Origin of the sequence: Streptomyces sp. NPDC079167, assembly GCF_040686735.1 — a bacterium.
Taxonomy (GTDB): domain Bacteria; phylum Actinomycetota; class Actinomycetes; order Streptomycetales; family Streptomycetaceae; genus Streptomyces.
On the sequence record NZ_JBFBLO010000022.1, the window covers coordinates 81,789 to 94,619 of the forward strand.

At 70.1% G+C, this 12,831-nt stretch carries 17 protein-coding genes and 1 pseudogene; 13 read left to right on the forward strand and 5 right to left on the reverse strand.

Features of this window, described 5'->3' with window-relative positions:
* Nucleotides 1-13: 13 nt before the first annotated feature.
* On the forward strand, nucleotides 14-859 hold the full coding sequence (locus tag AB0P41_RS32020) for a helix-turn-helix domain-containing protein (RefSeq protein WP_365935613.1): 846 nt from the start codon (nucleotides 14-16) through the stop codon (nucleotides 857-859).
* A gap of 42 nt (nucleotides 860-901) precedes the next feature.
* Here AB0P41_RS32020 and AB0P41_RS32025 read toward each other — a convergent pair whose 3' ends face one another.
* Nucleotides 902-1,348, reverse strand: coding sequence for a Secondary metabolite protein (locus AB0P41_RS32025; RefSeq protein WP_356714310.1), 447 nt, complete (start codon nucleotides 1,346-1,348; stop codon nucleotides 902-904).
* A 416-nt stretch (nucleotides 1,349-1,764) separates the two neighbouring features.
* On the opposite strand from AB0P41_RS32025, the gene AB0P41_RS32030 reads away from it, so the two are divergent.
* The 10 genes and pseudogenes from AB0P41_RS32030 to AB0P41_RS32075 all read left to right on the forward strand — a co-directional run bounded on the left by AB0P41_RS32030 (nucleotide 1,765) and on the right by AB0P41_RS32075 (nucleotide 10,159).
* Nucleotides 1,765-2,091 carry a transcriptional regulator gene (locus AB0P41_RS32030; RefSeq protein WP_365935614.1) on the forward strand — a complete coding sequence of 109 codons (327 nt, stop codon included), beginning with the start codon at nucleotides 1,765-1,767 and terminating at the stop codon, nucleotides 2,089-2,091.
* A 1-nt stretch (nucleotide 2,092) separates the two neighbouring features.
* Entirely contained in the window at nucleotides 2,093-3,112 is a 1,020-nt protein-coding gene (locus AB0P41_RS32035; protein ID WP_365935615.1) for a hypothetical protein, read from the forward strand.
* Complete coding sequence (locus AB0P41_RS32040; protein WP_365935617.1) at nucleotides 3,112-3,813, forward strand: ATP-binding protein; 702 nt, start codon at nucleotides 3,112-3,114, stop codon at nucleotides 3,811-3,813. The genes AB0P41_RS32035 and AB0P41_RS32040 overlap by 1 nt, the downstream gene beginning before the upstream one ends.
* A 117-nt stretch (nucleotides 3,814-3,930) precedes the next feature.
* On the forward strand, nucleotides 3,931-4,497 hold the full coding sequence (locus AB0P41_RS32045; protein WP_365935619.1) for a WhiB family transcriptional regulator: 567 nt from the start codon (nucleotides 3,931-3,933) through the stop codon (nucleotides 4,495-4,497).
* Nucleotides 4,494-5,501: a DUF2637 domain-containing protein gene (locus tag AB0P41_RS32050; protein WP_365935621.1), complete on the forward strand. Its 1,008-nt coding sequence runs from the start codon at nucleotides 4,494-4,496 to the stop codon at nucleotides 5,499-5,501. The genes AB0P41_RS32045 and AB0P41_RS32050 overlap by 4 nt, the downstream gene beginning before the upstream one ends.
* A 90-nt stretch (nucleotides 5,502-5,591) precedes the next feature.
* Nucleotides 5,592-5,816, forward strand: a complete 225-nt coding sequence (locus AB0P41_RS32055) for a hypothetical protein (RefSeq protein WP_365935622.1) — start codon at nucleotides 5,592-5,594, stop codon at nucleotides 5,814-5,816.
* Nucleotides 5,813-6,481 (forward strand): MobC family plasmid mobilization relaxosome protein, encoded by a 669-nt coding sequence (locus AB0P41_RS32060; RefSeq protein WP_365935623.1) that lies wholly within the window; start codon nucleotides 5,813-5,815, stop codon nucleotides 6,479-6,481. The genes AB0P41_RS32055 and AB0P41_RS32060 overlap by 4 nt, the downstream gene beginning before the upstream one ends.
* Complete coding sequence (locus AB0P41_RS32065; RefSeq protein ID WP_356714302.1) at nucleotides 6,481-8,250, forward strand: relaxase/mobilization nuclease domain-containing protein; 1,770 nt, start codon at nucleotides 6,481-6,483, stop codon at nucleotides 8,248-8,250. Before AB0P41_RS32060 ends, AB0P41_RS32065 begins: the two co-directional genes overlap by 1 nt.
* A 108-nt stretch (nucleotides 8,251-8,358) precedes the next feature.
* Nucleotides 8,359-8,763, forward strand: a complete 405-nt coding sequence (locus tag AB0P41_RS32070; protein ID WP_365935625.1) for a hypothetical protein — start codon at nucleotides 8,359-8,361, stop codon at nucleotides 8,761-8,763.
* A gap of 222 nt (nucleotides 8,764-8,985) precedes the next feature.
* Nucleotides 8,986-10,159: pseudogene (locus AB0P41_RS32075) on the forward strand (IS30 family transposase).
* 71 nt (nucleotides 10,160-10,230) lie between these two features.
* Here the strand turns inward: AB0P41_RS32075 and AB0P41_RS32080 are convergent.
* Together AB0P41_RS32080 and AB0P41_RS32085 are read right to left on the reverse strand one after the other, a co-directional pair.
* Entirely contained in the window at nucleotides 10,231-10,560 is a 330-nt protein-coding gene (locus AB0P41_RS32080) for an esterase (RefSeq protein WP_356714300.1), read from the reverse strand.
* 89 nt (nucleotides 10,561-10,649) lie between these two features.
* Nucleotides 10,650-10,862 (reverse strand): hypothetical protein, encoded by a 213-nt coding sequence (locus AB0P41_RS32085; RefSeq protein WP_356714299.1) that lies wholly within the window; start codon nucleotides 10,860-10,862, stop codon nucleotides 10,650-10,652.
* Here AB0P41_RS32085 and AB0P41_RS32090 point away from each other — a divergent pair.
* The gene (locus AB0P41_RS32090; protein ID WP_356714298.1) at nucleotides 10,861-11,190 is read left to right on the forward strand and encodes a hypothetical protein; all 330 of its coding nucleotides are present in this window, start codon (nucleotides 10,861-10,863) and stop codon (nucleotides 11,188-11,190) included. The genes AB0P41_RS32085 and AB0P41_RS32090 overlap by 2 nt on opposite strands.
* 271 nt (nucleotides 11,191-11,461) lie before the next feature.
* Here AB0P41_RS32090 and AB0P41_RS32095 read toward each other — a convergent pair whose 3' ends face one another.
* The gene (locus tag AB0P41_RS32095) at nucleotides 11,462-11,809 is read right to left on the reverse strand and encodes a DUF317 domain-containing protein (protein WP_356714297.1); all 348 of its coding nucleotides are present in this window, start codon (nucleotides 11,807-11,809) and stop codon (nucleotides 11,462-11,464) included.
* A gap of 220 nt (nucleotides 11,810-12,029) precedes the next feature.
* Here AB0P41_RS32095 and AB0P41_RS32100 point away from each other — a divergent pair, with 220 nt between their 5' ends.
* Nucleotides 12,030-12,293, forward strand: a complete 264-nt coding sequence (locus AB0P41_RS32100) for a hypothetical protein (protein WP_365935628.1) — start codon at nucleotides 12,030-12,032, stop codon at nucleotides 12,291-12,293.
* 4 nt (nucleotides 12,294-12,297) lie between these two features.
* Here AB0P41_RS32100 and AB0P41_RS32105 read toward each other — a convergent pair whose 3' ends face one another.
* Nucleotides 12,298-12,786: a hypothetical protein gene (locus tag AB0P41_RS32105; protein WP_365935630.1), complete on the reverse strand. Its 489-nt coding sequence runs from the start codon at nucleotides 12,784-12,786 to the stop codon at nucleotides 12,298-12,300.
* Nucleotides 12,787-12,831 lie beyond the last annotated feature (45 nt).

Sequence of the window (12,831 nt, forward strand, 5' to 3'; positions counted from 1 at the left end):
CTAGTTTCACGTCATGGACTCTCGGGGTGGGCCGGTCGAGGGCGGTGAACCCGCCGGGGAGTCCCTGCCCGAGCTCCTGCGGGCGTGGCGGAAGCGCGCAAACCCTCGACGCATTCCAGGCCTGGTGTCCGTGGGGCGCCGGAGTGAAGGGCTGACGCAGCGTGACGTTGCCCGCCTGACAGGGGTGAGTGAGCGTTGGTATCGCGAGCTGGAGCGCGGCAATGAAGCCCAGTACTCGTCCGACTTCCTTGATCGGCTTGCATCGGTTCTTGAGTTGAGTCCCGCGGAGCGTCGGGCGCTGTACCTGAGGGCTCTCGGCCACCCTCCGGCCGTTGCCGTCGCGCCGGAGGCGGGCCGGGCGACGGAGGTGGACGAGGAGTTACTTCAGCGGTTCTTAGACGCTCAGGTCCCCAACCCCGCATTCGCCACGGATCTCGCGTGGAACGTGATTGGCTACAACGGACCCTTGGCTGACTGGTTCCCCTGGGTTGCCCGTCAGGCCAATCAGATGAAGTGGGCGCTTCTGGAGCCAGAGGCGCGCGAACAACTCGTGGACTGGGAACAGGACTGGGCGCGCCCCTTCCTGGGGCAGATTCGGTATGAGCGCGCGCATCACCCGGAGGACGCGGCTTTGCGAGAACTGGAGCGCGACATCCTGGGGCAATCTCCGGAGGTGCGGGAGATGTGGGGGCGTCGCGAGATGACCGAGCATTCGCACGGCGACTTGCGCCGGCTCAGACTTCCGTATCACCAAGGCCGGGAGGTCGCGGTTCGCATCGTCGCCTTACGGCCCATGCGTAGCGACCGCCTCCGGGTGGTCGTGCTGATGGAGGTCGACAGAGAGAGTGCCCGCTCCTGATCGGCAGGGGGAATCTGCCCTGCGGGAGAGGTACGTGAGTGCTCACTCGTCGTCGAGCAGGCCTGATTCATCAGCCTCGTCCGGCATGCCTTCGAGGCGGCGGGCTTGGTCGATCACGGTGTTCAGCATGCTCAGGCTGGACGCGCTGAGCCCATTGGCGCGCAAGGCGACCCGGCGCACGCCGTGATCGAGCATGGCGGCAACCACCTGGATCTCTGCACGTTGGCGTTCGGCCTCCGCCTCATCGAAGAAGTAGCCCGGACTCACCCCGAAAAACCCGGCCAGCGCCCGGATGGTCTGCATTTTCGGGTTCGTGTTGGTCCCGGTTCGAAGCTGCTGGATGGCGCTTGCGGAGATGGCTACGCCTGATGTGTCGCGGATGCCCTGCGATACCTCCGCGTACGTATACGGACTGCGCCCCTTGGGGTGCACCGTTCGGAACAAGTAGTCGAGCAGCTCCGCAAAGGTGCGCTCGTTCCCCTCGGTCATCTCCAGCCCTTCGTCATGACCACCATCGTATCCACTTCAGTGGTGATCATGGTCGGCGGCGTCGCGCTACCGCCATCGCAGTTGACGAGGAGGCGCAACTGCGGTGTACGTTGGCACTCAAGTTCATCCAGTGTGGTGTTCAACCCCAGGTCAGGGCGTATGAAGAGGCTGGACTTGTGACAGAGGTCGCCATATGGTCCTGGTCCCGCACAAACGGACCACGAGCCAGAGAGGAGGGGCGATGTGCCCAGACGAGCCATGAACGCGCACGGGTGAAGGAGACCGGCGCCCGGGAGCTACCAACTCCCAGGGCACCGGACCGACACCCCGAGGGGCATCGATTCACATCTCGCGGGCGGCGGGGCTTTTGCACGAGAACCGCCGCACCAACATTCCTACGAACGACGGAGTATCGCATGCTCGCCACGCCGAGCGTCAACCCGGCCTGCCCGGATACCCAACGACAGCACCGTCTCGCTTCTCAGCTCGCAGAGATGATCCCGGGCGCGGTCACGATCCGAGTCAGCCTTACCGACCCGAGCCGGGCGTGGCCCCACCCGCGTGCCGCTATCCGGGACGAGGGCGGGAAGGCCCTGGAGGTGAGCCGGACGACGGCGACAGTCGCAGCCCGCTGGATACTGCGGGTCTGGCCGGACGCGGACTGGACCTGGCCGCACACCTTCGACATCCAGCGCGTCGCATTCACTTGCAGCGACCTGGTCGCCGACGGTAGGAGCCGCTGACATGGCGCGGATACGCACCATCAAGCCGGAGGCGTTTGTCTCCGAGTCGCTCGCCGAAGTGAGCGTCGAGGCAGAGCGCACCTTCTTCGGCCTGCTGACCCAAGCCGACGACCACGGTCGCCACCGGGACAACGCCGCGATCATCGCTGGGCTGCTCTGGCCGCTGCGCGCCGAGCACACCTCGGTCCACGTCGAGGACGACCTTCACCAGCTCGCCACCGCCGGTCTGATCTGCCGGTACACCGGCTGCGACGGCCGCCGCTACCTCCACATCGTGACCTGGTCGGCGCACCAGAAGATCGACAAGCCGAGCCAGTCCCGCCTGCCCTCCTGCCCGCAGCACCACTGTGCCGACCGGTGCGGGACCTGCAGGGGGACCTGCACCAAGCGGGTCGAGGAGTCGCTCATCCCTACCCGAGGGTTCGCCGAGGCTTCGCCGAACCCTCCCCGAGCCCTCGAGCTGCCCGCGCAGCCCGCCGCGACACCTCGCGGCCACGCCGAGCAGGCACCTGCGGTTCAGCAGGGTGCCTTCGACGACATGGTCGGCGTCCCTAGTCGCCAAGACGCGAAAATCGCAGGTCAGAGGGCATTCCCTGAGGACTCCCCGAACTTTCCCCGAAGCCTCTCCGAAGGCTCGGCGCCTGGATCTAGGATCTTGGATCCTGGATCTCTTATCCCTACGGGGCGCACAGCGCCCGCAGCCGGCGTCTCCGCCAAGGACCTCGTCGGGGCGTACGTCGCCGGGTGCGACGAGCGCCCCCCGAGTGACGTGATCGGGCACCTCGGGCGGATCACCAAGAAGCTGCTGGGCGAGGGCATCGCGCCGGAGCACATCCGGGCCGGGCTGCAGAACTTCGCGGCCAACCCCAAGCACCCCAGCGTGCTGACCAGCATGGTCAACGAGGCCATGAACGTCCGCTCCGGCGGTTTGGCCCGGCCGGGAATCCGGCCTAACGTGCCCGCCCACCAGGCGTGGACCAACCCGGCCAACGCTGCCACCGCCTACGCCGAGGAGCTGTGATGCGCACCCGTACCCGCGAACCGCAGACCCTCGCCAACGAGGGAACCCTGGACCGTATGGCCCGGATCCTGGCTGCCCGCAACATCGACCCGGCCGCCGAGCCGCCCGACGAGCCCGAGCCCTTCTCCCCGCTGGACGCCCTGTCCGCCGGCATGCCCCCGCGCTACCGGGCTGCCATCGCCGACCACCCCCTGGTCCTGGCCTGGGTCCGGGAGGTCGCCGAGGCGGCCGTCGTCCCCAGCCGAGGTGCCCGGCGGCAGGTCGCCACCGGGCCCAGCCTGCTGATGGCGGGGGTCGTCGGCGCGGGCAAGACTCACCAGGCGTACGGCGCGGTCCGGCTGCTGGTGCAGGGCGGAGTCGGCGTGCGCTGGCGCGCGACCACCGCCGCCGACCTGTACGCCGACCTGCGCCCTCGGCCCGGGGTCGACAGCGAGCGGGAACTGGCGGCTGTCAGCCGCTGCCCACTGCTGATCATCGACGACCTCGGCGCGGCCAAGGCCAGCGAGTGGACCGAGGAGATCACCTATCGGTTGATCAACCGCCGGTACAACTACGAGCTCCCGACCCTGATCACTACCAACCTGCGCATCAGCGACTTCCGGGCCTACCTCGGCGACAGGGTCGCGTCCCGGCTCGCACAGATGACCACCCGGGTCGAGTTCGAAGACGTCGACCGCAGACGCTACCGCGCCGCCGCCTGACCCGCCGCAGGCCGCCCCGCCGGGCGCGCCCAGCGCGCGCCGCCCCGAGCACCTTCCCGACCCAGCGCACCTCTCCGCCGACGCCCCTGCGCGCGGAGAGCGATCGGAGCACCCCGCGTGACCACCACGAAGATCGCCACTGCCCCCCACCGCGTCCTTGGCGACCACAACTGGCATAACGAGGCTGTCTGCCAGAGCACCGAGTACAACCCGGTGGACCCCGAGATTTTCTTCCCCGAGCCCGACGAGACCAACAAGATCACCGCCGCGAAGTCGTTGTGCGGCCAGTGCCCGGTGCGCCGAGCTTGCCTGGACGCCGCGCTGGAAGGCGGCGACACGGACGGCATCCGGGGCGGACTGACCGAGGAGGAACGCAAGCCGCTGCACAAGAAGCTCGCCCACCGCTTCGACTACAGTCGCGTCAACGCCACCATCGCCGGGCGCGACGTCCACCTCACCACGGCGGAGCGGCGCGCAGTCGTTCACGCCGCCTACCGCCACGGAGTGACCGAGCAGCGCCTGGCCTGGCTCCTGAAGATCACCGAGGAGCACGCCCAGAAGCTGTACCGGGAGATCCGCCGCGCCCTGCGCAACCGAGACCTGCCGCAGAACGCGGAGACCATCCCGTCACCCGCGACCGACGGTAAACGCCTGGACCGCGACGACTTCGGGACGGCGGCATGAGCGCCACGAGCGCGCCGAAGGCGGCGCACATCTCCGGCTGGGACCGCGCGGTCGTCATCGCCCTGGGCGGCGCGGGATGCGCCCTGTCCTACGACGCCCTCCAGCAGATGGCCGGCGCCATCCACGTCCGCGGTTTCCTGACCTACCTCTTCCCCCTAGTAATCGACGGGTTCATCGCCTACGGCGTCCGAGCACTCCTGGTCCTGCGCGACGCACCGCTGCGCGCCCGGCTCTACGTCTGGGCCCTCTTCGGCACGGCCACCGCCGCCAGCATCTGGGCCAACGCCCTCCACGCGGTCAGGCTCAACGAAGAGACGGTCACCGGCACCGGGCTCCGGCTCGGCGACACGGTGGTCGCGGTGCTGTCCACCATCGCCCCGCTCGCCCTGGCCGGGGCGGTCCACCTCTACATCCTCATCGCCCGGAGGCCGGTCAAGGTCAGCGACCGGCAGACCGCCGGTCAGCGCGGTCATGTCGGTCAGGCTGACCGACCCGAGGGCATCGCGGTCACCCGGACTGACCAGCCCGGTCAGGAGCGGCGGGAGTCCGGTCAGGTCAGGGCGGGGAAGCCGGTCACTGCCCTGACCGACCGGCCGCGACTGTCGCTGGACAAGCAGACCCCGACCCCTCGGCCACTGACCGGGGACAGGGCACCGGCGGGCAGCGGCAACCCGGTCACCGGGCACCATGAGACGCCGCACAAGGCCGCTGACCTGCCCGGACAGTCGGACACGGTGCCGCCGGTCACAGACCGACCGGCCCGCAACGAGGCGGTCACCGACCGGGGCACTCGGACAGCCGGTGACCGACGCCCGGACCCGGACACCGAGGAGCTGCTGAAGATCGCCCGGTCAGCGGTCAGGGCCGAGGACAAGCTGACCCGCAAGGTGGTCGCCCAGGCGATCCGAGGTCAGCAGATACCGCTGTCCAGCGACACCTTGACCGCCCTGATGGCCCAGCTCCGCGAGCAGCACGGACAGCCGGTCGCCTCCTCCCGGAACTGACCGGCCACCACAAAGCGGGTGACCGAACCGGCAACCCCGACCGGTCACCCGCTCCCCAAATCCTTCCGAAGCGAACCGGAGAGCCCCCGCATGCGCACCCACCCGGCCACATCTGCCGAGGTCGATTCCTTGCTGACCGTCCTGCACCAGCGAGGCCACCTCTACCACGCCCAAACCGGCGCCGACAACACCTGGACCGTGCAACGAACCCGGGACACTCGCCCCTGGACTCTGCACCACCCGGTCCTGGCCATGGACTGGATCGAGGAACTCGTCCGCGAAATCCGTCAGCAGAACCCGGAGACGCACCGGTGACCGCCAACGACCCGGTGGCCACCACGGCCGGACAGCAGCGCGACCCCACGACGGCTCCTGGCGGAGCAAGCTATCGCGTACGACGGTCCTACGGCCCGTCGTACGCACTTGCCCCCGCCCAGGGTGGCGGGGGAAGCCCGGCTGGTCCCCGAGCGAGGGCGCACGGGGACCAGCCGGGCAACCGGCACCAGGGGGCGCCGGTCACCGGGGGAGAAGCCGACCGCGACGATCACCACGAGCCGCCGAGCCCGAGCACGCCCGCTTTCCCCGACCGCGCACCGCGCCGCCGCCGCAGCCGCAACCCGAGCCAGCGCACCCGTAAGACGACCACCCGCCTCTCCGACACCGAGAAGGCCGAGATCACCGACGCCGCCACCAAGCGCGGCGTCACCGTCGCCCGCTTCCTCGCCACCGCCGGTCTGACCGCCGCCCGTGGACGTGCTGCCGTGCACAGCAACGACCAGTTCGACACAGCCATCGACGAACTCGCCGCCCTGCGCACCGCGCTGGCCCGCATCGGCAACAACATCAACCAGATCGCCTTCGTCCTCAACAGCGGCGGCCACCCGCGCGCCGGCGAACTCGAACACGCGATGGGCACGCTGACCGGACTTCTCGCCCGTATCGACGACGCGGCGAACGACCTGGTGACCCGGCGACTGTGATGGTTCCCGACATCGGACGCGGCTCCCGCACCCACGGCCTCCTCATCTACCTGTACGGCCCCGGACGACGAGAGGAGCACACCGACGCACACCTCGTCGGCTCCTGGGACGGCTTCGCCCCCGACCCCGGCCGCGACACCAGCCCCGACCCCGACCCGAAGGTCACCCTCGCCCGGCTCACCGCCGCCCTGGACCTCCGGGTCAAGCAGGCCGGCGACCGCGCGCCCGCCAAGCACGTCTGGCACTGCTCGGTCCGCACCGCCCCCGGCGACCGGTGGCTCGGCGACGAGGAGTGGAACGCCGTCGCCCAGCGCATCGTTCACGCCACCGGCATCGCCCCGGACGGGGACCCCGACGGCTGCCGGTGGATCGCCGTCCGCCACGCGGAAGACCACATCCACATCGTCGCCACCCTCGTACGCGGCGACCTGCGCAACCCACGTCTCAACTACGACTTCAACAAGGCCCAGGCCGAATGCCGCCGCATCGAGAAGGAGATGGGCCTGCGCCGACTCAACGCCGGCGACGGCACCGCAGCGAAGAAGCCCACCAGCGCCGAAAAGTTCAAGGCCGAACGCACCGGCCGACCCGAAACCTCCCGCGAGACGCTCCGCGAAGCCGTCCGCCAGGCCCTCGCCGGAGCCGACGACGAGAAGGAGTTCTTCACCCGGCTGCACGAAGCGGGCCTGCGGGTCAAAGTGCGCCACGCCCCGTCCGGCGACGCCCTCGGCTACAACGTGGCCCTCCCCGGCGACCGCAACCGCCATGGCGAGCCGGTCTGGTACCCGGGTTCCAAACTGTCCCCCGACCTCTCCTTGCCGAAGATCCGCCTCCGGCTGGCCGACGGTACCGTCGAGCAGGCAGCGCCTCCGGCCGCCGACGGGCGGGCGGACTGGTCCCCGCCCGCCCGCGAGCGACGCAGCGCCACCGGCATCGCCGAGCGTGCCGCCGGCCTCCTCGACGACGGCGACGACAATGCCGCCGCCCAGCTCGTGGGCGTCGGAGAACTCCTGGACGCGGTCGCCCAGACCTCCCCGGCCGCCACCCGCGCCGAGCTGGCTGCCGCAGCCCGAGCCTTCGAGCGGGCAACCCGCAGCCACGTCCGCGCCGAACGCGCCGACACCCGGGCGCTCCGCTCGGCCGCCCGGGGCATCGTCCAGGCCGGCGGCGCGCTCGGCCGGGGAGAGGACGGCGGCACCACCGCCATGCTCCTCTCCACCCTGGTCCTGGTCACCCTCGCCGCCGCCCACTGGCACTCCGCCCGCGGCCACGCCCAGCAGGCCCACGCCTCCCGACAGGCCGCCACGCACCTGCGAACCGCCTACCACCAGGCCGCCGCCACGCCGATGCGCGTGCTGCACGACCAGGGCCGTGCCCTCCCCGAGGCCCAACGCCGGACGCACGAGGCCACCCTCCGTGCGGTTCTGCCGAAACCGGGCGTACAAGCAGAGGGCACGCCGGCAAGGACCGACGCCTTGGTCGCTACCCTCGCCCAGGCCGAGCAGGCAGGCCACGACCCCGAGGCGCTCCTGCGGCAGGCCATCGCCATGCGAGAACTCGACACTGCCGAGGACGTGAACGACGTCCTGGTGTGGCGCCTTCGCCGCCTCGCCCAGCTCCCCGCCCACCCCGGCGAAGCTCCCCGTCGCCCGCCGGCCGGCATCCGCCCGGCGAAGACCTCGGCCAACCGCACCAACCAACGGAACACCCCCGCAGCGCCACCGCGCCCTGCGGCCCCCGACCCGCGCAGCCGCCCACCGCGCCGTTGACCAGCGCCTCCGGAAGGCCGGCCATCGACCGTCCGGACGCCACGAAATGCCTGGACAGCCGTACCCACTGGCTGTTACGGATGAAAACAGGAAGCCCCCGACCGGGAGATGACGCTCGTGCCCAGAACCACCGACCACACCACGAAGCCGGCCCCCGTACCGACCGTCCTCCCCGCCGGAACCGACCCCCTGCTGCAACTCCAGTACGAGACACGGCAGCAAACCGGTCCCAACGCGACCCGCTGCCTCAGCCACCCGCACGAGCTGGCCCTCGGCGGCATCCCGGCGATGTGCTCGGCCTGCCGGGCCCGACGCGACTGGCTGCTCATCAACCACGGCCGCAACGTCTGGATCCGCTGCCGGTGCGGCAACCAGTGGCTCGAACCCGAGATCAGCCGCGCCGACTTCGACGCCCTGATCGACAGCCCGGACGTCACGAACTATCCCACCATCGAGCAATGCCTGATCGCGCTCGGATTCGACGGCTCCTTCGCCGGCACCTACCTGAAGTAGAGGAGCAAGGAATCAAACGCCGAGGAGCGCCACCGACGAACCGGTGGCGCTCCTCGGCGTTTCAGATGTGTGAGCCGCGCTTGGTGTTCTTCGGCAGCTCGCCCCGAAAGGAACAGCCAGGGCACTCGTCCTCACCCTGGATGTGGCCCTCGTACCAGCCGTGGACCCGTTGCGTGCAGGATCGCCTCCTCCACAGAGGCCGCGTCACTGTGGACCGACTCGATGGCATTGCGGGCGGCATACTTCCAGCTCATGCAGCAGGGTGTGAGCGGTCGGGAGGCTTGCCGGATCCTCGGGGTCAACCGACGCACCGGCCAGCGATGGAGTAACGGACGCAACCCGTCCGGCAAGAGCGGGGCGGCACCACCGATCACCACGGTGGTGCCGCCCTCTGCGTCCTCGCGGTACTTGCGCCAGGAAGAACGCATTCACATCGCGGACCGCCTGCGGGAGAAGGCCACCGTGCGGGCGATCGCCGCCGAGCTGGGCCGCAGCCTGTCCATGATCAGCCGCGAGATCCGCCGCAACCGCACCGACGGCACACGCGACCAGTGGCACTACCGCCCGCACGCGGCACAGGCCCGCGCGGACGCCCGCCGGCCCCGCCCCAAGCCACGCAAGATCAGCCAGAACCCGGAGCTGAGGGACGCCGTCCAGGCGATGCTGGACGAGAAGTGGAGCCCGGAGCAGATATGCCAGGCTCTGCGGCAGAAGTTTCCCGACCGGCCGGAGATGCACGTGGTCCACGAGACCGTCTACCAGGCGCTCTACGTCCAAGGCCGAGGCCAACTGCGACGCGAGCTCGCCGGAGCCCTGCGCTCGGGGCGGGCCCGTCGTCGGCCCCAACGGCAGGCCAACTGCCGCCAGCCCCGCTTCACCACCCCGATGGTCATGATCAGCCAACGGCCCGCTGAGATCGAGGACCGGGCCCTGCCTGGCCACTGGGAGGGCGATCTGATCATCGGCAAGGACGGGAAGTCCGCGATCGGCACTCTGGTCGAATGCGCCACCCGCTACGTCATGCTCCTGCACCTGCCGGGTGACCACGGCGCCGAAGCCGTCCTCGCCGCCCTGACATCGACCGCTCAGACTCTGCCCGTCCAGCTGAAGCGGTCACTGACCTGGGACCAGGGCAGCGAGATGGCACGGCATGGCGAGTTCACCCTCGCCACCAACATCCCGGTCTACTTTTGCGACCCAGCCAGTCCCTGGCAGAGAGGCTCGAACGAGAACACCCAACGGTCTGTTGCGGCAGTACTACCCCAAGGGCACCGACCTGTCCGTCCACGATCCCGGGCACTTGGCCGCCGTCGCCGACCAGCTCAACCGCCGCCCACGCAAAACGCTCGGCTGGGAAACCCCAGCCGAGCGCCTGCACAAACTGCTCGCGGCCTGACCAACACGACCACGTGTTGCAACGACCCCTAGAAACCGCCTCGGCATGGGGCGGCCTTTTGCGGTTCTCGGTCAGACCTCGGCGAGATGGTTCGAGAGGTCGAGGGCGTTGGTGGCGAACGTGAGGGCGGCGCACAGGCCGGTCACCTCATGGAGGGTCGGACGGACCAGGCGTGGCCAGTCGTCCGGGGCGGCGGGCCAGGAGGCGAGGAGCACCTCGGTGGTGGCCAAGCCCAGGTGGGCGGTGACGTCCCAGCCGGTGAGGGGGGCGGGATCCCAGTGCAGACGGATACGGCCGAGGGGGAGTCTGTGTGTTCCGGTGGCGAGCCACGTGATGTCGAGCGGGCCGTCGGGCCGGGCGGATACACGCCGGACCAGAGCGCCGTGCACGCCGTCCGGCATGGGGCGCACGGCGAGGCTGTGCAGCGGAAGGACGGGCGAAGGGTGGGATCGCGACGGGATGGAAGCCTCCGTGGTGTTGAGGGAACTGGTCAGGCCCAGGCGAGGGCATCGCGGGCCCCAGCCGGGAGATAGCCCTCCTGGCCGTTCTCGGCGATGAACGCCGTGCCGTCCCGGACGACGACGTCGGCTCCCACGTAGTGGGCGAAGGGGAAGTCTGGGTTGACGGCGAGGCGAACCGGCAGGTTGGGGTCGAGCCCCTGGAGCTGGCGGAGCAGGTGGCCGACGGTCAGGTACTGGGGCATGGGAACCTCCGAGAGCGGTACGGGAAGACGGGGCCGGGCCGACAGCGGCGCGTCAGAAGGCGTCGAGGCGGGGCAGGTCGCGGAGGACGTCCGGCCCTTGGGCGTGGTCGGCGAGATGCCGCTTGCGGCATTCGTTGACGTAGCCCTTGCCGCAATCCTTCTTCTCTCAGTCGCCGCACGAGCAGACGGCCTTGGTATACGCACGGCCGGGGCAGTCGGGGTGGAGCGGCTTGCCGGAGCTGGTGTGCTTGTGGTCTGCCGGGCAGAGAGTGTCGTCGGCGTGGTGGTTGGTGAGCGGGGCGCGGAAGACATGGTGGGCAGCTCCTAGTGGGTGGGGTGGGGCACACGGTCATTCAGTGAGGTCGCGCCGCCACAGGCGCGCTTCGGCGCGGCGGGGGGCACGGCGGCGGATGGTCTTGGTGCGGCGGCCGTACTGGCCGGGCAGGTAGTAGCAGGAGCAGCGGCGGGCGTAAGTGCATTTACGGCGTAAGCCGGGGCGGGTGGCCAGGAGCATGCTCACGGGACGAAACCCCCTGTCGGGCGGACGAGCACGCCGGTGAACGGGGCGGCCGGTACCGGCCGCCCCAGTGGTTCAGCGATCAGCGGGAGGAATGGGCGACGAGGGCGGCGAGGAATCCGGCGACGGCCTCGGAGGGAGTGTGGATGCCGAATTCCTGGACCCAGGCGTCGCCATGGGCGGGCTGTACTCGGACGTGCCAGACGATGCCGCGCTTCCAGGCGGTGGTGTCCTCCGGGAGCCAGCCGACGTAGACGCGGCCGTCGGGGCTGGTCGCGTGGACGTTGGCCTCCGGGGTATCGACGATCACCCAGCCGAGGCCGTCGAGGAGGTCGAGCACCGGGGCGGCGCAGTGGTCGGCGGAGAGCCAGTGGCGGTCTTCCACAGCGGGGCGGACGACGGCGGGCAGGAGGGTGGCGGAGGTGTTCACGGTTGGATGATTCCTTCGTTGACCTGCGGTTTTTCCCGACCCCCGTACGTTGACATGCACCATGCCGAAGTGCGTAGTCGTTTCCCCGGGTGAAACGTCTGCCGTGGGCGAATTGGAGATCGCCAGCGGGTGGCCGCAGGCCGGGGGAATGGATAGGTGAACACGGTTGTCGTACCTGGGTTGCGGCGGCGGGCCGCACAGGACCGAAGGGGGAGCAGGGATGGCCGAGGCGAGCAGCCACTGGGACGGATCCGGGCTGGAGCGCAAGATCCGCGCTGCCGGGCGGCCGTGGACCGTGGGCGACATAGCGATGGTCGCCGACGGCCAGTGGGGCGTCGGCGCACAGCCCGACAGGTGGCTGGAGGAGGAGACGGTGGTGGAGCGCCGAACAACGGACGGCCTGCGTGTCGAGCTGACGCTGGAGGAGCTGGCCCGCGCGGTGGGCCCCCGTACCGAGGACGCCCACCGCGACGATCTCGCCTGACCGTTCAGCGACGCGGCCCCGCAGCGGGCGTCGGCGGCCCGACGACGGTCGAAGGAGCGGGCGGGTCGGGTATCTGGCCCGGGGTGTTGGGCGCGTGCCCGGAGCGGGCGACAGCGGCCTGGGCCAGGCGATCCGCCGGCGCCCGGTACGCAGGCGCGGCAGCCTCACGGGCTTCGACCACGCGCCTGATCGCCTGGACGTACGTATGACTCTCCGAGTGGGCGACGCGGAGTTTGACTGCCGATTCGGTGATCCGGTCCAGTTCGTAGAAAGCCGGAACGTACCCGCGCCGGGTCAGGGCGTGTAGACGGTCCTGGTGAACGGCCACCGCGTTGTCGGTGACGGCCAGGGCTGTACGGGTGTGCATGGCCGCGCGCAGAAGCGAGTCCTCGCAAGGACGGCGGACCGCCAGGACTTCCAGGACTTCGATGGGCTGGCCCCAGGCTTTCTCGATCATGGCTGTGGCCTGGTCGAGCATGGTGGCGGTGGGCATGGCGGAACTCCCTTTGCACAAGGACGGTTTCGATTGGGTGGGCGG

Coding starts and splice junctions, on each gene's coding strand:
- AB0P41_RS32105 (WP_365935630.1), bottom strand. CDS start 12,786: ATGCCCACCGCCACCATGCTCGACCAGGCCACAGCCATGATCGAGAAA.
- AB0P41_RS32025 (WP_356714310.1), bottom strand. CDS start 1,348: ATGACCGAGGGGAACGAGCGCACCTTTGCGGAGCTGCTCGACTACTTG.
- AB0P41_RS32020 (WP_365935613.1), top strand. CDS start 14: ATGGACTCTCGGGGTGGGCCGGTCGAGGGCGGTGAACCCGCCGGGGAG.
- AB0P41_RS32050 (WP_365935621.1), top strand. CDS start 4,494: ATGAGCGCCACGAGCGCGCCGAAGGCGGCGCACATCTCCGGCTGGGAC.
- AB0P41_RS32065 (WP_356714302.1), top strand. CDS start 6,481: ATGGTTCCCGACATCGGACGCGGCTCCCGCACCCACGGCCTCCTCATC.
- AB0P41_RS32070 (WP_365935625.1), top strand. CDS start 8,359: ATGACGCTCGTGCCCAGAACCACCGACCACACCACGAAGCCGGCCCCC.
- AB0P41_RS32090 (WP_356714298.1), top strand. CDS start 10,861: ATGGGAACCTCCGAGAGCGGTACGGGAAGACGGGGCCGGGCCGACAGC.
- AB0P41_RS32030 (WP_365935614.1), top strand. CDS start 1,765: ATGCTCGCCACGCCGAGCGTCAACCCGGCCTGCCCGGATACCCAACGA.
- AB0P41_RS32080 (WP_356714300.1), bottom strand. CDS start 10,560: ATGCCGGACGGCGTGCACGGCGCTCTGGTCCGGCGTGTATCCGCCCGG.
- AB0P41_RS32100 (WP_365935628.1), top strand. CDS start 12,030: ATGGCCGAGGCGAGCAGCCACTGGGACGGATCCGGGCTGGAGCGCAAG.
- AB0P41_RS32035 (WP_365935615.1), top strand. CDS start 2,093: ATGGCGCGGATACGCACCATCAAGCCGGAGGCGTTTGTCTCCGAGTCG.
- AB0P41_RS32040 (WP_365935617.1), top strand. CDS start 3,112: ATGCGCACCCGTACCCGCGAACCGCAGACCCTCGCCAACGAGGGAACC.
- AB0P41_RS32085 (WP_356714299.1), bottom strand. CDS start 10,862: ATGCCCCAGTACCTGACCGTCGGCCACCTGCTCCGCCAGCTCCAGGGG.
- AB0P41_RS32055 (WP_365935622.1), top strand. CDS start 5,592: ATGCGCACCCACCCGGCCACATCTGCCGAGGTCGATTCCTTGCTGACC.